The organism is Desulfovirgula thermocuniculi DSM 16036 (assembly GCF_000429345.1).
Lineage (GTDB): Bacteria > Bacillota > Desulfotomaculia > Desulfotomaculales > Desulfovirgulaceae > Desulfovirgula > Desulfovirgula thermocuniculi.
In genome coordinates this window covers 1-23,322 of record NZ_AUBR01000049.1, presented here as the reverse complement: position 1 = coordinate 23,322, position 23,322 = coordinate 1, and the positions used below count along the sequence as shown (strand labels likewise).

General features: G+C 59.6%; 24 protein-coding genes, 5 tRNA genes and 1 pseudogene. 8 read left to right on the top strand and 22 right to left on the bottom strand.

What is annotated here, in order from left to right; all coding sequences use genetic code 11:
* Positions 1–227, bottom strand: a pseudogene (locus G454_RS18850) (ISLre2 family transposase); the annotation flags it as partial.
* A 247-nt stretch (positions 228–474) separates the two neighbouring features.
* Between G454_RS18850 and G454_RS0111255 the strand changes: the two are divergent.
* Together G454_RS0111255 and G454_RS0111250 are read left to right on the top strand one after the other, a co-directional pair.
* Complete coding sequence (locus tag G454_RS0111255; RefSeq protein ID WP_027718707.1) at positions 475–1,323, top strand: zinc metalloprotease HtpX; 849 nt, start codon at positions 475–477, stop codon at positions 1,321–1,323.
* A gap of 93 nt (positions 1,324–1,416) precedes the next feature.
* Positions 1,417–1,704 (top strand): hypothetical protein, encoded by a 288-nt coding sequence (locus G454_RS0111250; protein WP_027718706.1) that lies wholly within the window; start codon positions 1,417–1,419, stop codon positions 1,702–1,704.
* Between the two features lie 23 nt (positions 1,705–1,727).
* Here G454_RS0111250 and G454_RS0111245 read toward each other — a convergent pair whose 3' ends face one another.
* Positions 1,728–2,339 (bottom strand): hypothetical protein, encoded by a 612-nt coding sequence (locus G454_RS0111245; protein WP_027718705.1) that lies wholly within the window; start codon positions 2,337–2,339, stop codon positions 1,728–1,730.
* Between the two features lie 179 nt (positions 2,340–2,518).
* Between G454_RS0111245 and G454_RS0111240 the strand changes: the two genes are divergently transcribed.
* Entirely contained in the window at positions 2,519–2,716 is a 198-nt protein-coding gene (locus tag G454_RS0111240; RefSeq protein WP_027718704.1) for an SPW repeat protein, read from the top strand.
* A gap of 82 nt (positions 2,717–2,798) precedes the next feature.
* Here the strand turns inward: G454_RS0111240 and G454_RS18845 are convergent, their stop codons facing one another.
* The 15 genes from G454_RS18845 to G454_RS0111165 form a co-directional block, all read right to left on the bottom strand.
* Positions 2,799–3,947: a 4Fe-4S dicluster domain-containing protein gene (locus tag G454_RS18845; RefSeq protein WP_051276276.1), complete on the bottom strand. Its 1,149-nt coding sequence runs from the start codon at positions 3,945–3,947 to the stop codon at positions 2,799–2,801.
* A 7-nt stretch (positions 3,948–3,954) separates the two neighbouring features.
* A complete protein-coding gene (locus tag G454_RS0111230; protein ID WP_027718703.1) occupies positions 3,955–5,121 on the bottom strand; it encodes a (Fe-S)-binding protein in 1,167 nt (388 codons plus the stop codon).
* Between the two features lie 81 nt (positions 5,122–5,202).
* On the bottom strand, positions 5,203–7,428 hold the full coding sequence (locus G454_RS0111225) for an FAD-dependent oxidoreductase (protein WP_245574385.1): 2,226 nt from the start codon (positions 7,426–7,428) through the stop codon (positions 5,203–5,205).
* Positions 7,428–8,675: a CoB--CoM heterodisulfide reductase iron-sulfur subunit A family protein gene (locus tag G454_RS0111220; protein WP_027718701.1), complete on the bottom strand. Its 1,248-nt coding sequence runs from the start codon at positions 8,673–8,675 to the stop codon at positions 7,428–7,430. Before G454_RS0111220 ends, G454_RS0111225 begins: the two co-directional genes overlap by 1 nt.
* Positions 8,676–8,805: 130 nt before the next feature.
* Positions 8,806–10,692 carry an adenylyl-sulfate reductase subunit alpha gene (gene aprA / locus G454_RS0111215; RefSeq protein ID WP_027718700.1) on the bottom strand — a complete coding sequence of 629 codons (1,887 nt, stop codon included), beginning with the start codon at positions 10,690–10,692 and terminating at the stop codon, positions 8,806–8,808.
* Positions 10,693–10,726: 34 nt separating this feature from the next.
* Positions 10,727–11,167: an adenylyl-sulfate reductase subunit beta gene (gene aprB / locus G454_RS0111210; RefSeq protein WP_027718699.1), complete on the bottom strand. Its 441-nt coding sequence runs from the start codon at positions 11,165–11,167 to the stop codon at positions 10,727–10,729.
* A 119-nt stretch (positions 11,168–11,286) separates the two neighbouring features.
* The gene (locus G454_RS0111205; protein ID WP_027718698.1) at positions 11,287–11,577 is read right to left on the bottom strand and encodes a DUF6955 family protein; all 291 of its coding nucleotides are present in this window, start codon (positions 11,575–11,577) and stop codon (positions 11,287–11,289) included.
* 24 nt (positions 11,578–11,601) lie between these two features.
* Positions 11,602–12,861 (bottom strand): sulfate adenylyltransferase, encoded by a 1,260-nt coding sequence (gene sat / locus G454_RS0111200; protein ID WP_027718697.1) that lies wholly within the window; start codon positions 12,859–12,861, stop codon positions 11,602–11,604.
* Positions 12,862–13,538: 677 nt separating this feature from the next.
* Positions 13,539–13,614, bottom strand: a tRNA-Cys gene (locus tag G454_RS0111195).
* A 9-nt stretch (positions 13,615–13,623) separates the two neighbouring features.
* Positions 13,624–13,698: transfer RNA gene (locus G454_RS0111190), tRNA-Gly, on the bottom strand.
* A gap of 43 nt (positions 13,699–13,741) precedes the next feature.
* Positions 13,742–13,817: transfer RNA gene (locus G454_RS0111185), tRNA-Phe, on the bottom strand.
* 10 nt (positions 13,818–13,827) lie between these two features.
* A tRNA-Asp gene (locus G454_RS0111180) sits at positions 13,828–13,904 on the bottom strand.
* Between the two features lie 53 nt (positions 13,905–13,957).
* Positions 13,958–14,848 carry an agmatinase gene (speB, locus tag G454_RS0111175; protein WP_035107662.1) on the bottom strand — a complete coding sequence of 297 codons (891 nt, stop codon included), beginning with the start codon at positions 14,846–14,848 and terminating at the stop codon, positions 13,958–13,960.
* 2 nt (positions 14,849–14,850) lie between these two features.
* Positions 14,851–15,711 (bottom strand): polyamine aminopropyltransferase, encoded by an 861-nt coding sequence (gene speE, locus G454_RS0111170; protein WP_027718695.1) that lies wholly within the window; start codon positions 15,709–15,711, stop codon positions 14,851–14,853.
* A 19-nt stretch (positions 15,712–15,730) separates the two neighbouring features.
* Positions 15,731–16,189, bottom strand: coding sequence for a pyruvoyl-dependent arginine decarboxylase (locus G454_RS0111165; protein WP_027718694.1), 459 nt, complete (start codon positions 16,187–16,189; stop codon positions 15,731–15,733).
* Positions 16,190–16,369: 180 nt separating this feature from the next.
* Here G454_RS0111165 and G454_RS0111160 point away from each other — a divergent pair, with 180 nt between their 5' ends.
* Positions 16,370–16,855 carry a hypothetical protein gene (locus G454_RS0111160; RefSeq protein ID WP_027718693.1) on the top strand — a complete coding sequence of 162 codons (486 nt, stop codon included), beginning with the start codon at positions 16,370–16,372 and terminating at the stop codon, positions 16,853–16,855.
* A gap of 39 nt (positions 16,856–16,894) precedes the next feature.
* On the opposite strand, the gene G454_RS0111155 is transcribed toward G454_RS0111160, so the two are convergent.
* Positions 16,895–17,689 carry a TIM barrel protein gene (locus tag G454_RS0111155; RefSeq protein ID WP_245574384.1) on the bottom strand — a complete coding sequence of 265 codons (795 nt, stop codon included), beginning with the start codon at positions 17,687–17,689 and terminating at the stop codon, positions 16,895–16,897.
* A 229-nt stretch (positions 17,690–17,918) separates the two neighbouring features.
* Between G454_RS0111155 and G454_RS18840 the strand changes: the two genes are divergently transcribed.
* From G454_RS18840 to G454_RS0111135, 4 genes are all read left to right on the top strand, one after another.
* Positions 17,919–19,490 carry an ABC transporter substrate-binding protein gene (locus G454_RS18840; protein WP_035107659.1) on the top strand — a complete coding sequence of 524 codons (1,572 nt, stop codon included), beginning with the start codon at positions 17,919–17,921 and terminating at the stop codon, positions 19,488–19,490.
* 75 nt (positions 19,491–19,565) lie between these two features.
* Complete coding sequence (locus G454_RS20445) at positions 19,566–20,126, top strand: hypothetical protein (RefSeq protein WP_027718691.1); 561 nt, start codon at positions 19,566–19,568, stop codon at positions 20,124–20,126.
* Between the two features lie 148 nt (positions 20,127–20,274).
* Complete coding sequence (locus G454_RS0111140; protein WP_245574386.1) at positions 20,275–20,505, top strand: hypothetical protein; 231 nt, start codon at positions 20,275–20,277, stop codon at positions 20,503–20,505.
* 62 nt (positions 20,506–20,567) lie between these two features.
* Positions 20,568–20,643, top strand: a tRNA-Ala gene (locus G454_RS0111135).
* Between the two features lie 61 nt (positions 20,644–20,704).
* On the opposite strand, the gene G454_RS18830 is transcribed toward G454_RS0111135, so the two are convergent.
* The 4 genes from G454_RS18830 to G454_RS0111115 all read right to left on the bottom strand — a co-directional run bounded on the left by G454_RS18830 (position 20,705) and on the right by G454_RS0111115 (position 23,265).
* A complete protein-coding gene (locus tag G454_RS18830) occupies positions 20,705–21,838 on the bottom strand; it encodes a tyrosine-type recombinase/integrase (RefSeq protein ID WP_156896739.1) in 1,134 nt (377 codons plus the stop codon).
* A gap of 92 nt (positions 21,839–21,930) precedes the next feature.
* Complete coding sequence (locus tag G454_RS0111125) at positions 21,931–22,143, bottom strand: helix-turn-helix domain-containing protein (protein WP_051276272.1); 213 nt, start codon at positions 22,141–22,143, stop codon at positions 21,931–21,933.
* A gap of 95 nt (positions 22,144–22,238) precedes the next feature.
* Positions 22,239–22,550 carry a hypothetical protein gene (locus G454_RS0111120; RefSeq protein ID WP_027718688.1) on the bottom strand — a complete coding sequence of 104 codons (312 nt, stop codon included), beginning with the start codon at positions 22,548–22,550 and terminating at the stop codon, positions 22,239–22,241.
* 40 nt (positions 22,551–22,590) lie between these two features.
* Positions 22,591–23,265 carry a homing endonuclease associated repeat-containing protein gene (locus tag G454_RS0111115; RefSeq protein WP_027718219.1) on the bottom strand — a complete coding sequence of 225 codons (675 nt, stop codon included), beginning with the start codon at positions 23,263–23,265 and terminating at the stop codon, positions 22,591–22,593.
* Positions 23,266–23,322 lie beyond the last annotated feature (57 nt).

Sequence of the window (23,322 nt, the reverse complement as noted above, 5' to 3'; positions counted from 1 at the left end):
GTCTTTACTCGAAAACCAACTACCTCCCAGGTACTCCGGTCACGTTCGCGCATCAGACGCTCATCCATTTGTTCCAGGGCCCAGGTAAGAATTTGGTTGCACACCTTCTGGCAAAGTTCGTGAATGCCTCTCTCAAGCTCATAAAAATCCTTGCTCTCACTGATTAACTTAATCAGACCAGTGACAAAAAGAAGGACTGCACCCACTATGTGGCGAATGTCTAACATGAGACCTCACACTCCTTTAGCTTGAGTTTTGGTGGTTTTTTGGGAGCGAGGTCTCATTTCTTTTTCAAGGGGCTTATTCCTTTCTGGCGCCTACTGAAATTTTACACGGCCAAAGGCCCTGCAAGCGAACAGGAGCTCGGGACGAAACGGGGGCAGAACCAGCTTGTGCTGGAAAACGCAACCCGGTATAATTATGCTTGAGAAGGCGACAAAAAACTAATTATTAAGGAGGTTCGCCCCAAGAGCCATGAACAACCTCAAGGCGTGGCTTTTAATGGGTCTGCTGACGGCCTTGCTGGTCTTGATCGGCAACTGGATCGGGGGAACGCAGGGGGCACTTATCTTCTTCCTCATCGCCCTGGCCATGAACTTCTTCGGCTATTACTACAGCGACAAGATAGCTATAGCCATGACCGGCTCACAGCCCTTAGCGGAGCACGAGGCCCCCGAGCTTTATGCCATAATCCGCTGGCTTTCCCAGCGGGCCGGTATCCCCATGCCGCGGGTGTACCGCACCCCCTCCCCGCAGCCCAACGCATTTGCCACCGGACGCAACCCGGCCAACGCCGCCGTGGCCGTAACGGACGGCCTACTGCAGCTTCTCAACCGCACGGAAATAGAAGGTGTGCTGGCCCACGAGATTGCGCACATTAAAAACCGCGACGTGCTGGTAGCCACCCTGGCCGCCGCCTTGGCAGGGGCCATCACCATGGTTGCCAACGCCCTACAGTGGGGCCTCCTTTTCGGGGCAAACAGGGACGAGGAAGAAGGACAAAACCCGCTGGGCTTAATAGGCACCCTGCTGATGATCATTCTCGCTCCCCTGGCGGCCACCCTCATCCAGCTGGCCATTTCCCGCACGCGGGAGTTCCAGGCCGACGCTACGGGCGCGCGCCTGGCGGGAAGCCCCCACGGCCTGGCCAGCGCGCTTTTGAAACTGGAAAGGGCTGCCCAGCACATACCCATGCAGGTCAACCCGGCAACCTCACACCTCTTTATCGTCAATCCCCTTTCTGGGGAGTTCCTGGCCAGTCTCTTCAGCACGCACCCGCCCATAGCGGAGCGGGTAAGGCGCCTGCAGCACATGCAGTTTTAAGGCCGCAAAAGCGCCGGTCCCCACGGGATGGTGGGGGCTTTAAATTTTTGCCTGCCGGTCAACGCTTTTTATTCGGGAAGGAGGTCCTGCCGCATGGAAACCAGGCCCCACAGGACCGTGGTGGTAAGCATCCAGGGATGGGAACTGGAAGTGCTCGAAGGCCCCCGCCGCGTCAACGTGGACAACCTGGGCGAAATGCTGGAATTCAAAGGCATCTGGCTGACCGAACCGGAGCGGGGCATAGTAACCGTGCTTTGCTACCCGGATAAAGTCTTTTACCTGGAGGTAACGGAGGAAGAGGTGCAGCCCAAAAGGGCAGGGCGCAAAAACAAGGTCACGCTCCTCAGACCTGTGGAAAATTTTCCTTCGGATAACAAGTAATAATGAGAGCAACCGCCGTGAGCTCAACGGCGGTTGCCTGTTTTTTGCGGTTTTTGCAGCTTCGGCTTATGTTCAATGTGCATGACCGTCAGGCTTGGCTCAAGCTCCATGGTTACTTTCGGGCGCATGGCGTTCTCCAGCTTTTTGATGGTTTCGGGGGAAATTACCGTGCCGCCGGGCTTCTCCTGCTTTTCCCTCTCGTCCCCCTCAACCTCGCGGGCGCAGGCCGCCTCCTCCAGGGCTTCTCCCTGCTCCTCCCGGGCAACTTCGCACGCACCGTTCGCACCACCCCAGAGGAGCTCGTAGCGCAGCTGCCGGCAGTCGGCCAGGATCCTCTCCATATCGGTTTGCAGCGCGCCGATCACCCCCGCCAGCCTGTGCAAAAAGGCCTCGCCCTCCTGCCGGACGTTTTCCATCATCTCGGGCAGCTCGAGCAGTTCCTCTCCTATCCTCTCCGCCAGGTCCTGGAGTTGAAGCAAGGCATCGGTAATCAAATCGCGCAGCGAGCCGGCCAGCTCCTCCCGCCGCCGGCGCAGCTCCACGTACCTGGTAATTTCCTCAATGGTCAGCTCGGAGATGACGCTCTTCTCCAGGGAACTGAGCTCCTCCAGCAGGTCGCAGTAATGCTTCAGCAAGTGAATCAACCCCCCAGCTAAGCATTGGCTTAAAAAATATAATACAACCTGAATTAACTAAATCCTCCATATAATGGTTTTTACCCCGCAGCTTGCAAAAACTTACGTTTAAGGTTTCACCCTCCTGGTTATACTAGTGTTGAAAGTTTCCACCCCTTAAAACAGGAGGTGATCTTGCGGTGAACAGGTACGGCTGGCTGGGAATCATTTTCGGCATTTGGTTGATCATTGCCCCCTTCGTGCTGGGCTATTCAAACGTTGTCAACGCCATGTGGAATGATATCATCCTGGGCATCCTGGTAACCATCGGCTCCTACCTGGCCAACGCCGAGCTGAGGGGCGCCAGGGTCGGCGGCGCCGGCGGCGAAAACAAGTAAGGGGCACACACAAAGAAAAATACCCGGGAGGGCAACTGGCTCCCGGGTATTTTTCTTGCACGCGAACCCGCCGACAGGGGCCCTAGCCTTGCGCCCCCTGTACCCCTACTGCCGTACCCTCGGGTCGCTGGAGCTCCAGCGCCCGCTCCTTCAAGCGCAGGAAGTACAGGGCAAAGGGACGGTAGGCCAGGTGGGACCACTTGGTAAAGGGCACCTCCAGGCCCAGCAGGGGTACCGTGAAGGCCAGGTGGAGGGCAAAGGTGTGGTACGTCGGCAGGGGCAGGCCGAGCTCCATGAAAATGCGCATGAGCAGCCCGGTAAAGACCGTACACCAGAGCAGGATAAGGAACATCCAGTCGGTGGAGTGGGAGTATTGGTGAATGGGGTCCTTTTTGCGCAGGCGCCCGATGATGGCGTCGGTGGTGGCGTAAAGCATAGCAATGGAGGCGTAGCTCCAGAGGAGCTTGCCGGGATGCCACCACATGGGCGGCTCGTTGGTGAGGGACCACCTGGTAACAATGTCGATGTTTACCAGCATAAAGGCCACAAAGTAGCCGCTCATGAGCAGGAAGTGCTTCAGCCAGCGCGACTTATCGGTGCACAGGCGCATCCTGGCCTGTGTGGCAAAGTGCACGATAAGGGTGCCCAGCTCCTGCAGGTATACCGGCAGTGGAATGGCGCCTGCATAAGGGCCGAGCACAAACCTGTACATGCGGTAGACGTTTGACAGCAGGAGAAAGGCCAGCACGGCGCCGAAAACGTAGCCCACCGGGTGCACAATATGGGCGGGGGCAAACGTTTCCAGCTCCACCCTGTCGGTGACCATTTCGCCGCTGAAGCCGTAAACGACGGCCAGCGTGCCGAAGAAGAGGAGGGCCACCGAGACGATTTTCCAGGCCATGGAAGTATAGAGCCTGCGGGAGAGGCCGGTCCAGTCGTATACAGACGTAAGGTAGCGGCGCAGGGCCATCATCAGCTCGCCCGGGTTGGCCTGGCGGGGGCAATTCTTCTGGCAGTCACCGCAGTAATAGCAGAGCCAGGGCTCCAGGGAGTGCTTGATCTTGTCCTCCATGCCGAGCTGGATGTAACGGATGAAACGGCGCGGGAACTGGTTTTCGTCGGAGGTCAGCGGGCAAACCGCCGTGCAGGTCCCGCAGCCAAAGCAGTCGTAGGAGGTCTTGGCCCCAAACTTCTTGAGCTTTTCCGCAAAATGAGGGTTAACGCTTATCAATGCAGGCTCACTCCCTCAATGATTGAATAAGCAACTCCGATATTTCCATCACCTTAAGCTTTTCGTTTTTCTCCAGGGCCAGGCAGTCGGCCTCCAGCATGATGATGCAATAAGGGCAGGCCGTCACCAGAGTATCTGCCCCTTTGTCTTCCGCATCCAGGACCCTCAGCTCGCCAAACCTTTCCCCCCGCGGCACCTCGGCCCACAGCCTGCCGCCGCCGCCCGCGCAGCAGAGGCTCCTTTCCCGGGAGCGGCTGAGCTCCACCAGCTCCACGCCCGGGAGGGACTGGAGCAACAGCCGCGGCGCCTCAAAGACGCCGTTGTGCCGACCAAGGTAGCACGGGTCGTGGTAGGCCACCCTTCGCCCTGCCGCACCGTCAAAGGCCAGCCTGCCTTCCCTGGCAAGCTCCGCCAGCAGTTGGGTGTAGTGCATTACCTCAAACTCCCCGCCCAGTTCGGGGTACTCGTACTTAAAGGTGTAAAGGCAGTGGGGCGAGGTGGTGAGGATCTTCCTTACTCCCCTGCTCCGGAAGAGCTCGATGTTGGATTCGGCCAGCTTTTTAAAGAGCTCCTCGTCGCCAATCTTCCTTACCGTTTCGCCGCAGCAGCTTTCCTCCGTCCCTATCACCCCGAAGCTGACCCCTGCTCTTTTCAGCACTTCCACCACGCTGCGGGCAATCCTTTGACTGCGCGGGTCGTAACAGGAGGTGCAGCAAACGAAAAGAAAGTATTCCGTTTCGGGGGTGAACGCCGGCACGTCAAGGCCCTTCTGCCAGTCCATTCTCTTTTCGCGCGGTCCCGACCAGGGGTTACCGTTGGCGTGCAGGCTGCCGATGACCGAGCGCAGGGTCCCGGGCACAAAGCCTGCCTCCACCGTGGTGCTGCGCATGGAGCGCACGTTTTCAATGATCTTGACCTGCCGGGGGCAGTTTACCTGGCACATGCCGCAGGTGGTGCAGGCAAAAAGCACCTCTTCGGCATCAAAGCCTTCCAGGCCCAGCTGCCCCAGGCGCTGCATGCGGCGGATGTAAAAGCTCTCGCTGATATGGCCGGGCACCTGCCTCCAGGGGCACAGGGCAGAGCAAAGCCCGCACTGCATGCACCAGTCCAGGGTCTGCGCGCCTGCGGAAATGAGGTATTCCCTCATCTCTAAGGATATCTCTTTGCTCTCCAAGGCTCTTCGACCCCTTTGCTCATCATTTTAAGCCGTCCTGCGTGACCGGATGCGGCCACGCAGGACGGGCAGCTTGCAGCATTAAAATCCTTTGTACGGGTTGGGCCCGATCTCCTCCAGCCTGCTGGCAAAGTCCTCGATGATCTTGGGGATGCGGTCGTAGTCCATGATGCTTACCTGCTCCATGCGCACCCTGTCCGACTCCAGCGCCAGGCGGTTCAAGGTTTCCGAGATCTTGGAGAGGCGGTAGCTGGCCAGCTCGCTACCCTTGATGAAGTGGCACTGGTAGTCTTCGCCGTGCTTGCACCCCAGGAGCAATATGCCGTCAATGCCCTTGGAGAGGGCGTCGGCAATCCAGATAAGGTTCAGCGAACCAAGGCACCTCACCGGGATCACCCGGATCCACGGGCTCAGCGTCAGGCGGTTCAGGCCAGCCATATCCAAGGCCGGATAGGCGTCGTTCTCGCAGGCAAAAACGACAATCCGCGGCTTCTCTTCTTCCTCCTCCGGTACCTCGATGGCCTTCACCATGTCGCCGATCATGGGCACGGAGTAATTCTTGAAGGAGATGATCCTCTCCGGGCAGGCCCCCATGCAGGTGCCGCAGCGGCGGCAGCGCGTGGGGTTGGGCAGCGGGTTGGCCTTCTCGTCCTCGTTGATGGCCCCAAAGGGACACTCCACCGTGCAGCGCTTGCACTGCGTGCACCGCTGCATGAAGAACTCAGGGTAGGAGAGGTCCCAAACCCGCGGGTGAACCGCCGATCCCTTGGCCGTCAGTTCTATGCACTGGATGGCCTTTAAGGCGGCCCCGGTGGCATCCACAATGGTGGTGGGAATGTCCATGGGGGCGCGCACGCTGCCGGCGGCGTAAATCCCCGTACGCCTCGTCTCGTAGGGGAAGCAGATGAAGTGCGAGTCGGCAAAGCCGTACTTTAAGGTGGGCACCTCCGGCCCTTGCCTGTATTCCAGGTTCAGGATGTTGGAGCGGATGATCTCCTCGGCAGGGGCCTCGGCCTGGGCGCCCTTCTCGTCGGTCTCGGCCTTGATGGTCATGCGCTCCCCGATGGCCGTGGTGGGGACCATACCGGTGGCCAGCACCACCAGGTCGACGGCTTCCGTGCGGATTTTCTCCCCTACCAGCACGTCGTCAAATTCCACAAACAGGTTCTTGCCCTCGTCTTCCTCTATGCTTACCACTTCGCCCCGGAAGAAGAGCACGCCTTCCTTCTGCACCCGCTGGTAGAGGAACTCGTAGTTGCCCGCGGCGCGCATGTCCTTATAGAAAATGTAAACCTTGGCCTCGGGGTTCTTCTCCTTGATGTAGAGGGCCTGCTTCAAGGATTCGGTACAGCAAATGGTGGAGCAGTAGGGCAGGTGTTCCTTATCCCTTGAGCCGGCGCAGAGAATGAAGGCCACGCTGTTCACCGGCCCGCCGTCGGACGGGCGGGTAATGGAGCCCTTGGCGGCCATTTCCTCGAGCATCTCGCCGGTAATCACGTTTGCGTACTGGCCAAACCCCAGGTGGGCCAGCTTTGTGGCGTCATAGGCCACGGCCCCTGTGGCCAGCACAATGGCCCCCACCCTCTCCGTTACCTGGGTGCCGCCGTGGTTAATGGTGGCCTCAAACATGCCGGGCGCCCCGGAAATTTTTTCGATTTGCGCCCCTTTATAAACGGTAATGAGGGGGTTTTCCTCGACTTCCTTTACCCTCCGGGCAATGTCCGTCTCTTCCAGCTCGCTGTACGGTGGGTTTACCCCCACCTGCCTGTAAAGCCTGGACACCCAGCCGCCCAGCACCTCACTCTTCTCCACGAGCACGGTTTTATAGCCGGCCCTGGCGGCATCAAGGGCGGCAGTCAGCCCCGCCAGGCCACCACCCACCACCAGGACGGTGCGGGAGAGATCTTCCACCTGGAAGGGCTCCGGGAGGGCCATGTGGCGCGCTTTGACGATACCCATGCGCAGGCTGTCTTCCGCCAGCATCTGGGTATCTTCATCGTTGGCGGGATGGCTCCAGATGCCCTGCTCGCGCAGGTTCACCCTTTCCACCACGGCGCCCTCAAAGTTAAACACGTCGTAATTTACCCGCATGGAGCAGGCGGCAATGACCAGGGCGTTGACCCCTTCGGCCTCCATGTCCTGCTTGATCATGGCCACGCCTTCCGCGCCGCAAAGGAAGGGGTGGGTGCGGCAGACTGGAACCTTGTACTCGCCGGTGGCCACCTTGGCCAGGGCCTCTACATCTAGAGCCTCGCCTATTCCGCAACCGGTGCATATATAAACGGCTAACTTTTTATCCACTCCCATTACCTCCCTAACGTCGATTGAATAGCTTTGAGAGCGGCTGCCGTGGCATCCTGCACGCAGGAAGCTACGTCCATGGGCCTATGCACACAACCCGCACCGTAAACACCGTTTGCGCCGCCCACCACAAAGCCGTTGCCGTCAAAAGCCATCTCCACCGGCGGCCTGGCCTCCCGCGTTGCCGGCACCATGCCGGTAGCCAGCACCACCATGTCGAAGCGCTCTTTCATGAGCTTCTGCGTTACCTGGTCTTCCGCCACCACGATGAGGTCCTTTGTCTCCGGATCTTCAGTAATCTCCCCGGCTTTGCCCTTAATGAGGTGCAGGTTGGGGTTGTCTTTTACCCTGGCGTAAAAGTCCTCGTACTTGCCGAGGGCCCGTATGTCAATGAAGAAAATGTAGGCCTGCGCGGCAGGATTTTGCTCCAGCACGTAGGTGGCCTGTTTCAAGGAGGCCAGGCAGCATATGCCCGAACAGTAGGGGAGGTGGTTTTCGTCGCGGGAACCGGCGCACTGCACAAAGGCCACCTTTTCCACCGGCTTCCCGTCGGAGGGGCGGACGATCCTCCCGCCCGTAGGCCCGTTAATGGAGGCCAGGCGCTCCATCATGACGTTGGTGATGACGTTCTTGTAACGCCCGAACCCGTAATAGCTTATCTTGCTGGCGTCGTACGGGTTCCAGCCGGTAGCCCAGACAATTGAGCCGACCTTTAAAGCCATCTCCTTGGGCTGCATGTCCAGGTCGATGGCGCCGTAGGCACAGGCTTCCAGGCACTTCCCGCATTCCTTGCCGCGGCACGCGCGGGAATCAATGACGTACTTCAAGGGGAAAGCAAAAATGTGCGGCAGGTATATGGCCTTTGTTTTGTCCAGCCCGTAGTTGAAGTCGTTCTCCCTTTCTGCCGGGCAAACCTCCACGCACTTGCCGCAGGCCGTACAGTTCTCGTTTACATAGCGGGGGTTGATCTTCACCCGCACCTCCAGGTCCCCTTCTTGACCGGAAACCCCCGTAACCTCGGCCTGGGTAAAGAAGTGAATTTTGGGATTATTTTTAATGCGCCGGAAGTTGATCTCCAGGCCGCAGTTTGGGGGGCAGAGCTTCGGGAAGTACTGGTTGAGCTGCGCCACCCTTCCTCCCAGGTAGGGGTTCTTTTCCACAATGTACACCTCGTACCCTACCTCTGCCGCCTCTACGGCTGCCGTTAAGCCGCTTATGCCTCCTCCAACCACGAGAATGCTTTTATTTCCCATTTTTACCTCACCATCACTAAATTTATTTTTTAATGTACTGGATAAGTGTTGGTAATAAGTCGATTAAAATAAGGGCGAGCCGTGGCCGCGAAGAGCCACGGCTCTTGCCCTATTTTATTGCGCCAGTTGCTCAGTCGATAATGGTGATGATCGGCCGCTTGAAGACTTCCCACTGGCCGGTGTTGCGGTCCCAGCGGCAGTTGACGAAGCACTTCCAGTTTTCTTCGTCCATGTTCGGGAAGTCCGCGCGGATGTAGTAACCGGGCCAACGGGTCTCTTCGCGGAAGAGGACGCTCCGGATGTGGGCCTCGGCCTGCCAGGTGCGGTGCACGTTCTCCCAGCACCGCATGAGCTCGTGCAGGTCCTCAGCGGCCAGCTTCTCGGAGTCCTCCTTGAGCATGGTCAGCAGCTCCAGGCCGCGCTCAAGCAGCTGTTTGTTGGTGGTGAAAGACTTGGAGACGCCACCGGCATACTCGTCCATGATCTTCTGGAGGCGGAACATATACTGCTTCGGACGGATGTAGTTCGGGTTCACGTTCGGGTCGGTGGTCATGTTCTTGTACTGTTCGAAGATGTCCAGCGGCTTGAGGATCCTTTCCTTCAGGGCCTCCACTTCCGCCATGTCCACCTGCGGCTCCTCGTTGTTCTCCACGATGAAGCGGATGGCTTCCTTGGCGGCAATGCGGCCCTCGGTGAAGGAGCCGGAGGAGAACTTGTGCGGGCAGGCGCCGGAAGCGTCGCCAGCGCAGAAGAGACCCTTCACGGTGGACATATGGCCGTAGCCCCAGAAGTACTCCGCCGGAGCAAGGTCCTCGGGACCGCTGACCCATGCACCGGACGCACCGGAGTGCGAACCGATGAAGTAAGGCTCGCAGGCGGCAATCTCCGAAGGCTTCTCCTCGGGGAAGATGTTCTGGGAAGCCCACAGGAGGGCCTGGGCAATGGTCATGTCGAGGAAGTCTTCCCAAGCTTCGGATTCCAGCTCCTTGAGCTTCTTCTTGCGGACCTTCTCGTCAGGATACTTTTCGACCAGGCGGGCAATGGCCTCTTCGGTGTGCATGTAGATGGGACCCTTGCCCTCGCGCTCGTCCAGGAGGCCCAGGTGGTTGCGCAGGTTGGCCGGGATGGGCTTGGTGAGGCCGTAGGGCGCCCACTTCTTCAGCTCGTCGACGCGGGTAACCATGTAGTTCTCGCCAAAGGCGTTCTTGGCCTCGGACTGGAAGAGCAGGAACCACGCGCCAACCGGGCCGTAGGCGTCCTTGAAGCGTACGGGGATGAAGCGTACCTCCTGGCAGGTCATCTCGGCGCCGGCACGGATGGTGAAGTAGGCGGAGGAACCGGTGTTGAAGGGCGGGTACCAGGAACGGCCCAAACCTTCGCCAGTAGAGCGCGGACGGAAGACGTGCACCGCACCGCCCATGCCTACCAGGACGGCCTTAGCTTTGAAGACGTAGAACTTGTTCTCCCGCACGGAGAAGCCCACGGCACCCACGATGCGGTTGTCTTTGACCAGGGGCTCCACGATGAAGACCCGCTCGAAGATCTGGCCCTTCTCGCCCAGGGTCTTCATGGCGTTCTTGGCCGCCTCGGCCACAATGATCTTGTAGGACTCACCGCTGATCATGATCTGCCAGCGGCCGGAACGCACCACTTTGCCGTTCTCGTCGCGCCAGATGGGAAGGCCCCACTTCTCAAACAGGTGCACGGTGGAGTCCACGTGGCGGGCAATGCTGTATACCAGGTCGTCCCGCGAAACGCCCATCAGGTCCTGGCGGACGTAGCGGACGTAATCCTCGGGAGTATTTTCGCCTTCGGCGTAGCCGAGGTACTGGTTGATGGCCGAGAGACCCTGCGCCACCGCGCCGCTGCGGTCCATGGCCGCCTTATCCACCACGGTGACCCGCAGGCCGTGCTTGTTGGCCCAGTAGGCGGCCTCCACGGCGGCGCCGCACGCAGACATACCGCCGCCGACAATCAATAAATCGGTATCGACCACTACGGTTTCAAAATTCGGCATGTGCCCAACCTCCTCTTCCTTAAAATTTTCCCCGCTACCTCTTGAGGGTGGCCAGCTCACGGCCAATGGAAGCAGGTTCCGTGAAGAGCAACGGGCTCTTCAGATCATCCGTCCCGGTTTCAAAGCCGGCATCGGGCACGATGGAGCCTTCCGGCGTGGTGCGGATGGGGAACTTGAAGCGCTTAATGGTGCCGTTGCGGAACTTCACGGTCCACATGATGTCCTGCGAGCCGCGCAGCGGGATGGTGCTGGCGCCCAGCGGCATGAAGTCCGCATACCCCCTCAGGTCCATGGCCTGCTGCGGGCAGATCTTCACGCAGCACGCACACTCCCAGCACATCTGCGGGTCACGGTTGTAAGCCTTCATCCTCTCCTTGTCCAGGACCATCAGGTCGTTGGGGCAAATGTACATGCAGGCCGTCTTATCTTGCCCCTTGCAGCCGTCGCACTTCTCGGCAAGGACATAACTCGGCATAAATCCAACCTCCTTGACTTGATATTAGGCTTGCATTCTCAGGCGGCACGCAGAAAAGGAAGCCCTACCTCCTCCTTCCCTTTCCCCACCTCCCGGTGCAAGGTAAACCTTTATTCCATCTAGTAGCTCTTCAGGAATTCATCCATGATCTCCAGGCTTTGCTTCTCAATGACCATATCGAAAATTTTATCCTTGACCTCCCGGGGGAGAAGCTCGATGCTCTTGGTGGTAGCAGAGTCATATTTGGCCGTGGGGAAGACCTTTAAGATTTTGTCCTTCTGCTCCTCGGTAACTGGGACTTTTATGACTTTCAAGCCGGCCAGCACTTCCTGCGCCATATTGGCCAGCCCTGCTTTTTGCAGCTTCTCGTACCTCTCCTCGTTAATCCAGATGTTAATGGTAATGGACATCTTGCCACCTCCTCCCTGCCCTCGTTACTTCAGATCCGGTAAGGTAAAGATATCCTGCCGCTCCTTCAGGTAGCGGTCGGTGACGAAGGGCGAGCCGAAACCGTACTTTTCCGCGCACTCCATGATCAGGTCGAAAACTTCGGGCCTGAAGATCAGGCGAGGAGGCTTCACACCGTCCTGGATGATGCTCCTGATCAAAGTGCCGCTGAAACCCTGAGCCTTGTCCTTGTGGCCGCACAGGCCGGAGTAGGTAACCTCGCCGCAGACTGGGCAGTACCACCACTCCAGAACACGCACCGGCTTGATGTTCAGGGCGCCCTCCGGGATGCGGTCAAAGATGCGGTGGGCGTCGTAGGGGTCGTAATAGGTGCCCACGCCTGCGTGGTCGCGGCCAAACATGTGGTGGGTCAGACCCAGGTTGGTCCGCAGGATGGCGTGAAAGACGGCCTCTTTAGGCCCGGCGTAGCGCATGTCCCACAGGGCAATGGAGGTCATATGGACGTCCTCGCGGAAGTACCCTGCCTTGCGCAGCACGTCGTGGCAGAGCACGATGGCCTCGTCAATGTAGTCGCCCTTGCGCTTTTCGCCGATGATGGCATTGACCAGAATGCCGGTAACGGTCTTCTCCACGGGGAGCTCGCCGTGTGCGGACAACCAGGCTCCTTTCATGAGCCACTCGTGACCGGTGTGAGGGACGTTCCTGGTCTGGTGGGCAACAATCCTTTGCCAGCCCTTTTCGGCAAACTTCTGGCGAAGCTGCTTCGGGGTGAAGAAGAACTGGTCAAAGGGAGGGTTCATAACCGGCTCGTTAACTAAAGTTACCTTGCCGCCTATAAACTTGTCCTTGTAGTTATAAGTCCTGGCAACGCCGGGGTGCTTTTCTTCGTCGGTGCCGTAAACCTTCTTGGCCATCTCTTTCTTGTCATAGGTGAAGATCTCCTCTACTTCTAAGATGGCCATGGGCTTATCCTGGTACTTCAGGAGCAGCTTGTCGCCTTCTTTAATGTTCTTCTCTTTTATTTCCTCATCGGAAATATCAAAGACGATAGGGATGGGCCAGAGCACGCCGTTGGCCAGCTTCATTTCATTGCAGACGCCTTCCACGTCCGCGCGGGTCATAAAGCCTTCAAGGGGGGTAAAGAAGCCGTAAGCAATGTCGATGACCTCACGGGCAATCTGGCCCCGGATGGTCACCTCGGTCAGGCCCTTGATGGCCTCCACGGCCTGCTCCCTGGGCATTATCCTTTCCACAATCTCCTTGCCGCCATGCCCAATATAATTCATATCCCTTCCCCTTCCCGTTCAAAAATTATGTGATAAACCGCACTATTCCCCGCAAAATTAAATACCTACAATAAAAAATACTGTGTACCTTTTCTTCCCCGCCCCTCCCCCTTCCTCAAAGCCCTCTGCCGCTCCCTGTTTTGGAACCCGTAGATTCATATTCGACAGAAAAACGAAACCTCCTTCTGGACGGCCCAAAAAACTCATAAATTCTTTATGACATATTTTGTAAATTAGCTGCGGATTGTGATGGTGATGGCTATCACTTTTCCCTGGAGATAGATATACCATACCTCCCGTCACTAAGACAAGTATTTTTTGTTTGCCTATAAGTGGGCGGAACATATCGCAGCAATATCCCGGGCCACACCACCACCGGCAACACCTCCGGGAACACCAAGGGCCGCCCGCATATGCGGGCCGGCTAAAAGGCCGCCTGGCGGCCGATAAGTATTTATCTCCTCCGGCGAAAACAAAAAAGGAGCCGGACGCGTAACCTCTCACTGGCTCCAGGCACCACGTGTCGCCCAAGTTGCCCATTTCTCCGGATGGAGACGGCTTGCTGCAGTAGTGAAGCGCCGCCCTCCCACTTGTTAGCATCCTGTTATCAAAACCCCCCGGAGAAACGAAACGGCAGGGAGTGCCAGTCTTAAACTCCCTGCCGTTTCTGGTTTTCCTGGAGGCGACACCCGGATTCGAACCGGGGAATAGCGGTTTTGCAGACCGCCGCCTTGGCCACTTGGCTATGTCGCCATATAAAAATGGAGCGGAAGACGGGATTCGAACCCGCGACCCTCGCCTTGGCAAGGCGATGCTCTACCACTGAGCCACTTCCGCACCTTCACCTTATTGCGAGCACATATACGCTTTTTAGGTAACGTGGTGCCACGGGACGGAGTCGAACCGCCGACACGAGGATTTTCAGTCCTCTGCTCTACCACCTGAGCTACCGTGGCACAGTAAACCTGGCGGAGCTGACGGGACTCGAACCCGCGATCTCCGGCTTGACAGGCCGGTGTGTTAAACCACTACACCACAGCTCCGCTGACAACTCTAAGTATACAAAATCTATCTCCACTTGTCAATGAGAGTCCCTCTATTTTTTTGGGGCCGCAAAGCTCAAAACGGCTTCCCGCACCACCTTTGCCGCCAGGAGAGAGGTTATTTCGGCGTGGTCGTACGGGGGGCACACCTCCACCAGGTCCATGCCCACCACTTCCAAGCCCGCCAGCCGGTAGAGGGCGGCAAACAGCTCGCCGGGCGTGCGGCCCCCGGGCTCCGGCGTACCCGTTCCCGGGGCAAAGGCCGGGTCAAGCACGTCAATGTCTACCGTCAGGTAAATCGGCCTCCCTTTAAGCTCCCCTTCCAGCCGGTCAATTAAGGGGAAAATTTCTTCCGCCAGGAGGCGCGTGTTGCTCCGGGCAAAAAGAAGCTCTTCCCTGGTAACCGAGCGGATGCCCAGCTGGAAAACATTTTGCCCCCCCACCACCTCCACCACGCGGCGGACGACGGTGGCGTGGGAAAGCTTCTGCCCCAGGTACTCGTCTCGCAGGTCGGCGTGGGCGTCCAGCTGCACCACCGCCAGGCCGGGGTAACGGCGAAACACGGCCTTCACCGCCGGCAGGGTCACCAGGTGGTCCCCGCCTATAATAAGGGGGAACTTGCCGTCGGCCAGCACCCCGCTTACCACCGCTTCCGTGCGGGCCAGGCTCTCCTCCAGATTCCCAAGTGGCAGGAGTACATCCCCGGCATCGTAAAAGGGGCACTCGGCCAGCTCCCTGTCCAGTACCGGGCTGTACTCCTCCAGCGCCTCGCTTACCTGCCTTATCCTGGCGGGGGCAAACCTGGCACCCGGGCGGTAGCTGGCCGTAGCATCAAGGGGGACACCCAAAAGGACCAGCGAGGCCTGCCGGTAATCGGCAGCGCTGCCCATAAAGGTGCCGTTTCTGGCGAGGATGGCCTCCACGCGCCGGAGAGCGTACCCCATGGCTACCGCCCGCCGCCACTCCCCTGACCGCCCTCTTCCCGCACCAGTTCCTGCACAAAGGGAGGCAGGATGAAAGAAGCCTTGTGGATGGAGGGACTGTAGTACCTCGTCTGCAGGTCTGGCAGCTTTTCCACCTCCACCTTTTCCGGGTCGTGCTTTTTAGAGCCCATCGTGAAGCACCACAGGCCACCCGGGTAGGTAGGTATACAGGCCAAAAAGACCTTGGCAATGGGGAAGATGTCGCGGATGTCCCTAGTGATGCGGGAGATGAGCTCGGCATTAAAGAAAGGCGATTCGGTCTGCGCCACAAAAAGGCCGTCTTCCGTCAAGGCGTCGTACACGCTCTGGTAAAATTCCTTGCCGAAAAGGCCGATGGCCGGGCCCACCGGGTCGGTGGAGTCCACAATAATGACGTCGTAAAAGCCCTTTTTCTCCCCCACGTGCTTGATGCCGTCGTCTATCACCACTTTTACCCGCGGGTCGTCAAGGGCAAAGCTTATTTCCGGAAGGTACTCCCTGGCCACGGCAATAACCCTTTCATCGATTTCCACCAGCACCGCTTCCTCCACGGAGCCGTGCTTGAGGACCTCCCTGATGGAACCACCATCCCCGCCCCCGATCACCAGCACCCGCCGCGGGTGGGGGTGGGTGTTCAGGGCCACGTGGGTGATCATCTCGTGGTAAACAAACTCATCCTTCACCGTCGTCTGGATCACGTCGTCTAAGGTGAGCATCCGGCCAAACTGGACCGTATCGTAAACCGCCAGGTGCTGGAAAGGGGTCTTCTCCTCGTGGAGGATTTTTTTGACCCGGCAGCTGATCTTTAAGTCGGGAGTTTGCAGTTCCGTGAACCAGCAATTCATCTCCGCCAACCTCCACCATTCAGTACCAGAGAGGAACGGCAGCCAGGGAACAGCCGATTTTTACCACGCGGTGCTCGGTGGCGGCTATCTTCATGTCCACCAGCTTCATTCCCCGGGAAGCAAAGGCGTCGCGCAGCATGGCCTCGATGCGCGCCTCTGCTTCCCGGCGGGAGCACCTCCCGGCAAATTCCATGATGACCCCAAAGGTGTTCTCGGAAAGGCCCACTCCCACGGCGGCGGCAATAAGCTCGCCGGGAACGTCGCTAATTATATAACCGTAAGCAGTGGGCACCAGCGATCCCGGGGGAATGATCAGCCCCTCGATAAACTCTGCTCCAGGCGGCAGGATGCTGCTTACCCGGATGAGGTTAACGTTACCAATGCCCCCGGCTAAAAGGGCGTTGTCAAAGGCCGTTAACGGGTCGTTTCCTTCGGCGCTGGCAGCGGTGAGGAAATACTTCCGCGGGGTCGGCAGCATGACGTTTGTTTCCCCCTCTTACCCAAAAGTTAAATCAACCCTGAAACAACAAGTTATATTATATCAAAAGCGCCGGAAAAACAATACTCTCTTTGCGCCAGGCCGTTTTTTGGGGCATAAAACCCGCCGCACGTGGGATGCTAAAAGCGAATGACCAAAAAACATACGGGAGGTATTTTAATGGCCAAAACCGTGCTCTCCACCTTCAACAGCAAGGAATCCGCAGAAAGGGCCGTGGCAGAACTGCGCGCAAGAGGCTTCGACCGCGAGATCTCCATTGTGGCCAGAGAAGACGTGGCCCGCCAGGGAGGCCGCACGGCGGCGGGCCCGACAATGGGCACCGACCCCGTTACCGACGGCACCGCCACGGGAGGAGTGCTGGGAGGGCTGGCCGGGCTGATTGCCGGCGCGGGAGCCCTGGCCATTCCGGGTATCGGCCCCATTGTCGCCGCAGGTCCCCTTGCCGGGCTCCTCTCGGGAGCGGCCACCGGCGGCATAGCCGGGGGATTAATTGACTGGGGCATCCCTGCCGAGCGGGGCCGTTACTTTGAGGAAAAGGTAAAGCAGGGCAACATCCTGGTTTCCGTGCGGTGCGACGATCACAAGGCCAACGACGCCGCCACCGTCCTCCGCCAGTTTGGGGGCCAGGACGTGGAAACTCACTAGCCGCGCTGCGGGGGTAGCACAAAGCTGCCCCCGCTTCTGCTAGCCCTCGCGGGAACTCTTTATCTTCAGGTAGAGGTCCCGGTAGGCCAGCGCATCCTCCACCTGGCGGTCGTAAGACTCGCATATCACCGTAGGGCTCAGATCTCTTTCCACCAGCAGCCCGGCCAGCAGGCTGAAGTCGGGCCCGTAGAGCCCTTCCTCCAGGGTGCGGTGCCTCTTTTCCCCCTTTGCGGTATACTCAATGGGGCTGAAGTGAACGTGCAGCTCCTCCACCGCCCGGCGCCCCAGGCACTCCTCTACCCTGTCGAGCACACGGGCAAAGTCATCAACCTCCTTCAGGCAGCCACCCCCGGCAGCGTGCAGGTGGGCAAAATCCACCGCCGGCACCACCTGCGCATCCAAAGCGCACAGCTCCAAAATCTCCTCCAGGGTCCCCAGCTGTGCCGGTTTGCCGGCCGTTTCCGGCGCCAGCCGGACATCCCCAAGTCCCATTTCCCCTGCTTCCGCCAGCACCTCCTTGAGGAGCTTCTTTGCCCGGGAAAGTACCTCTTTCCTGTCCCTCCCCACCCCCGTACCGGGGTGGAAGACCACCACCCTGGCTCCCATCCAGCGGGCGGCCTGCATGGACTTTAAGAGGTGCATCTTGGTTTTTTCCTTTAAGGCCGGATCGTCGGTGCCCAGGGTTATGTAGTACGGGGCGTGAATGCTCAAGGCAATATCGTACCTCCGCGCCACCTCCCCCAGCCTAACTGCCGCCTGCTCTCCAATATTGACCCCCCGCACGCACTGGTACTCATAGGCGGTTAAGCCCAGCTCCTTCAGCCACCCGGGCATTTCCAGGGAAGATTTAAAGCCTCGGGCGTAAAAGGAAGGGGGGTTTCCAGCCGGACCAAATCTGGCGCCCATAAAATGCTCTCCCCGGAAGTTTTATTTTTATTTTCATTTTCCACCTTCTGCGGCGTAAACCTTTATCTATTATCTATCATAACTGGAGGATTATAGTTATTCTGGTAGTAATATACTTATTGCTTGCTGCATCTTATCCTGCCGGGAGGTCTTTCATGTGAGGCGATTTCTTTTCTGGGGAGCCCTCTTGTCCTGCCTCGGCCTTTTCTACCTCAAGGGGCTGCCACCGCTTCCCCCAAACCTCCGCCTTCCTGTTCTAGAAAGCGCAAGGAGCATTGTTTTTCTGCTCCCCGAAGAGCCACCGGCCCTGGACCCGGCCAACGCCAGCGGCATACCCGCCGCCCAGGTTTTGAGCTGCCTCTATGAAGGGCTCGTGCGGCTGGCACCCGGCAGCCCCCTTAAGGCGGAGCCCTGCCTGTCCACCCGCTGGGAGGTTTCTGCAGACGGCCTGCAGTGGACTTTTTACCTCCGCCCGGGGGTATTTTTCCACGACGGTACGCCGCTTGATGCCGAAGCGGTGAAGTTCAACGTGGAGAGGGCCATGGAGGGCAGAACGCGCTCCCCGTATGCGGTCTTCATCTACGGGGCGGTGCGCTCCGTAGAGACGGTTGACCGGCTCACCGTGCGCTTCAACCTCAAGTACCCGTACGCGCCGTTCCTGTACAACCTGGCCATGCCCGCCGCCTCCCTTGTCAGCCCCCAGGCGGCTATGAAGGGCGGGGAAAATTTCTGGCGGCTCCCCTCGGGGACGGGACCTTTTATGCTGGAAAAGTGGTCGCCGGGAGAAATCACGGTGAAGGCCAACCCCCACTACTGGGGAGAAAAGCCCGGCATTTCCCGGATCACCTTCCGCGCGGTGGCCGAGCCCCAGGCACGCGCGCAAATGCTCCTGTCCCGCCGCGCACACTTGGCAGCCGGGATACTCCCCGGTGACTTCTCCGCCCTGGAGGATAAAGGCTTTCAAATCCTGCAGGGCCCGGGCCTTAACGTCAGCTACCTGGGGTTTTATACGCACAAGGGACCTTTTCGTTCCAAAAACGTGCGCCGGGCGGCGCTCCTGACCTGCAACCCCCGGGAGATAGCCGAAAGGCTTTTCCCAGACATGACCGTTGCCGCCAAGGGGCCCCTGCCTCCGGGAGTGCTGGGCTTCGAGCAAACTCCGGAGCCTCCGGAGCCCTCGCCGGAAAAGGCACGCCGGGAGCTGGCCGCCGCCGGCTATACCAGGGAGATTAACATCACCCTCCTGGCCTATGCCGAGCCGCGCCCTTACAACCCTGCGGGCGGTGAAAAGCTGGCCGGCCTCATAGCCGAGCAACTGCGGAGGGCCGGTTTTAACTGCACGGTCAGGGTTTACCCCTGGGAGGAGTTTAAAAAAGCCCTGGCACGCCAGGAAGGTGACGCCTTTATCTTCGGCTGGACCAGCGACAACGGTGACCCCGACAACTTCCTTTACCCCCTCTTTTCCTCCGAACAGGTGGCCACCGGGTTCAACACCACCCGCTACAGCAATACCCGGGTGGATACCCTGCTGGTCACGGCCCAGCAGGCCGTAGACGAAGAAGTACGCGCGCGAATTTACGGCTATGTCCTCCAGATAATCGGCGAGGACGTGCCCGCCGTCTTTCTGCACCACGGGCTCTACACCCTTGCCGTATCCGGGAATCTCAAGGGGGTAATGCTGTCTCCCCAGGGCCTGGCCTTCCTAAATAATGCCCGTATGATAAAGTAAAGAAACATTTTCCATTCATAATGGAGCGGAAGCCAAAACATACTAAGGCTGAAAAAAATCAAGGGGGGAACAGACATGCACCGCTTCATGCAAATGCAGCAACAAATCCAGAGGCTGAGAGACAGCGCAAGCTCCATCTCGCAGCTTTGCAGCCAGCTCTCGCAGGCCGAGCAAAACCACTCCTTCCAGCTGCAGCAGCTCCAGCAAAGGGAGGCGAACACCGCCCAGCAACTGCAGCGCATCAGCTTCATAGCCAATCAGATGCAGCAAGATTTAAATGCCCTCAGCAGCACCGCCCAGCAGATTAGCTTCCAGCTCCAGGCCCAGCAGGGCCAGTTCGGGCAGATGCAGGCGGGATGGGCCGGACAGTACGGCATGGGCTACGCCCAGGCCTACCAGCCGACGACCGCACAGTACACGGTACCCGGCCAGTTCAGCGCCCAGTACCAGCCTACCTGGGGAACCCAGCCCTTCACCGGCTACGGGTACGGCACCGCAGGCCAGTTTGCCCAGGAGTGGGGGGGCCAGCAACAATTCGGCGCCGCGCAGTACGGGCAGATGGGCCAGTACCGGGGAAGCGTGACGGAACAGGGCATATATTCACCCAACTATACGGGCACATTGCCTAACGCCTGAGGACAAGCCGTGATTACTTTGAGAGGGCTCCTGCGTAACGGGAGCCCTTATTTATCCCACAATTAGACACCATCCTCCCCTTAACATATTTTTCCCCGGCAGGTATAATTAGGTCAGCACGGCAGGGAGGGGTGAAGCCTTGGTGAAGATGCTGCGGGAAGGTACCTCATACACGCACCGGGAAGTGATAGACATTTTGGTGGAATTTTCGGCATTTAAAGATAGGGTGGAAAAGAGGTTTAAGGAGCTGGCCCGGGAACTAAACGGTAAAAGTAACGAGCACGAGCTCTGGGTAAACCTCTACCTCATTTCTGCCGATTACGCGGAAGAACAAAATGCCAAGAAGCAAAAGCAAGAGGCCATGCAGAAAGTTTCCTGAAGCGCCGCTTTTCCGCCCCCCTTGTATCGGCGGCCCCCGCATGGTATAATTTATTTTGCTGTGGGGGCATAGCTCAGCTGGGAGAGCGCTAGAATCGCACTCTAGAGGTCGGGGGTTCGAGTCCCCTTGCCTCCACCAGGAAAATCAAGGCTTTCCGGGCCGCTACTTCGGTTCGGAAAGCCTTTTTGCTAACGTTTTGCTAACGGGCCTTCCGGCCCCCGCCCGGGGCCTCTTCCCCCGCGCCGGAGTCCCCGCTGAACAGCAGCAGGTCCACGTTCTTGGCCGCCTCTTTCTGCACCCTCGGCACCGCGTGGGTGTACGTCTCCAGCAGCGTCCTGGTGTCCGCGTGCCCGAGGCGGGCGGCGGTTATCTTCGGGTGCTCTCCGGCCTCCAGCATCAGGGTCGCGTGCGTGTGCCGCAGGTCGTGGAAGCGTATCCGGGACACGCCGGCCTTCCTGATGAGGGACCTGAAGAGCCTCCCCGCCACGTTATCGGGCCTCAGCGGCCTACCGTTCCTCGCGCAGAAGACCAGCCCGTGATCCTGGTAGGCGGGACCCAACTTCAACTTCTCCCGGAGCTGCAGCGCCCTGTGCCTCCTGAGCACCTCGACCGTCCTGGGGGACAGGGCCACGGCCCTCCTGGACTTCTCCGTCTTGGGTTCGTCGAACTTGAGCCTCCCGTTGATGACCACGAGCGTCTGCCGCACGAAGGCCACGCCCTCCCCCAGGTCCACATCCTGCCACCTCAGCCCGAAAAGCTCCTCCCGCCTCATTCCGGTGGTCACGGCCGTGAAGAAGAGGGCGTAGAGCCTGGGGCACTCCCTCTCGGCCACCTCCAGGAACCTCCGCACCTCCTCGGGCGACCACGTCGACTTTTCCCCGGCCTTGTCCTTCGGCAGCCTGACGCCCTCGGCCGGGTTCCTCGGTATAACCTGCATCTGTACCCCGAACTCCAGCACTTCTTTGGCCAGGGAGACGATACTGCGGACATACTGGGGAGAGTAGCCTTCCCTCGCCTTCTTGGCGGATAGCACCTGCAAGTGCAGGGGCTTCAGTTCAGAGAGCCTGAGGTGTCCTATCTCCGGCAAGATGTGCCTGCGGAGGAGGATCCCGTAGTTCTCCCTGGTGTTCTCGCGGAGGTTCACCGAGACGTGAACCTCCATCCACTTTCGGGCCAGGTCGGCGAAGGTCATCCTGGCGGGTTCGGCATAAGTCCCCGACTCTATCTCGCTCACCAGCCGGGCCAGCTCCCTCTCCGCGTCCCTCTTCGTTCCCCTGACCGTGACCCACTTCTGCCGCCTCTTGCCTGTGACCGGGTCCCTCGGTAGCTCCACAACCACCGTCCACGAGTTCCTACTCCTCTTCCGTATGTGCCCTCGCACTTCCCTTCCCTCCCGGAGAGAGGGACCGGGCGGGATCAGGGTAGTTATTTGTCCCGCCCGGTCCCTTTTCCTGCCGCGAGCCTCTCCAGTTCGCGCCTCGGGATCCTGATGTGCCTGCCCACCCTGAACGAGGGTATCTCGCCACGGCGGATCAATTCGTAGGCCGTGGAGCGCCCGAGGCGCAGCAGCGCCGCCACCTCCCCGACGGTGAGGAACTCCGGCAGATCCGGGAGGACGGCTTTCGCTTCCGACCGCACGGCTGACCACCTCCGGAAAAAAGGAAGCGGGGAGTGCCGCCTTTCGGCACTCCCCGCGCCTCACCGTCCTCCCCGCCGTGCGGGCGGACCGTCGGTCAGAGCCGTTCCACCAGCTCGAGTGCCTCCGCCGCCTCCCGCAGGGCCTCCTCCCCGAGGATCTCGAGCCCCTCCGGGGTCGGGCCGCCCGGGGTGAGCAGCAGGACCTCCTCGTCCGGTTCGGCCTGCGGGCCGAGCTCCGCCGCCCGGAGGAACCTGCCGCCCGAGCGGTGGGCCGCCGCGCAGTCCGCCCCGACCGTCACGCCGATAATTTCCCCCGTCCTCGCGGCGAAGTCCTTGTGGGCGTTGAACACGCCCCCGCCCGTGTGCTCGACCCGCCAGCCCATTGTCTCCAGCCTTTCCCTGTTCACATCCGCCCCCTCCTTCTACCGGAGGTTTTTTTCATAAAGTTTATTGCCTCCGTACGAGAACCCTGCCCGTAAGCCTCCTAACCGCTCCCCTTGAGGAAGTTATTACCATTTTGCTCGCTTCGTTCACCTCGCACCCCGCCGCGCGGGCCGCCGCCGCGAGGCTTCCCAGCTCGAGCGCCAGCTCCAGGAGCCGCGCCGCCTCCTCCCCCAGGGCGGCCCTGACCGCCTCCCTCTCCGGGAGCCTGCCACGGCACGGCTGGCCTGCCAGCCAGGAAGCCACCGCGTGGAGCGCCGCGCTGGCTGGAAGGGACACCAGGCGCACGCCCTTCTCCCGGCAAACCTCCCGGAGCAGGGCTTTCCTGGCGTCCGGCGGGAGGCCGCACCCAGAGAGATCCCTGACGAGCGCCACCGCCTCCCCCTCCAGGAGGAATTTCCTCCCAGCCAAGGCCTCCTCGAAGAGCCTGCGAACTTCGGCGCGGGCTTCGCTCAGGCGCTTCTGCTTCGCCGTGGGCAAATCGCTCAGCCCGGCGGCCTCCACGGCGGCCTCGAGGGAACCGAAGAGCCTGTAGTACACGTGCTCCCGCGGGCAGCCCGCCTCCCTGCCAGCCTTTCCTCTCAGGTCGGCTGCCGTCGGCCGCGACCCCCCAAGAATCTCCGAGAGCCGCCTGAGCGCAGCCAGGCACTCCTCTCTGGTCTGCTTCGTTCCTCTGGGCATGAAAATTTTCCCCTCAACGTGCAGAGTGCATGCTGTTGATTTTCGATGCCACCAGCG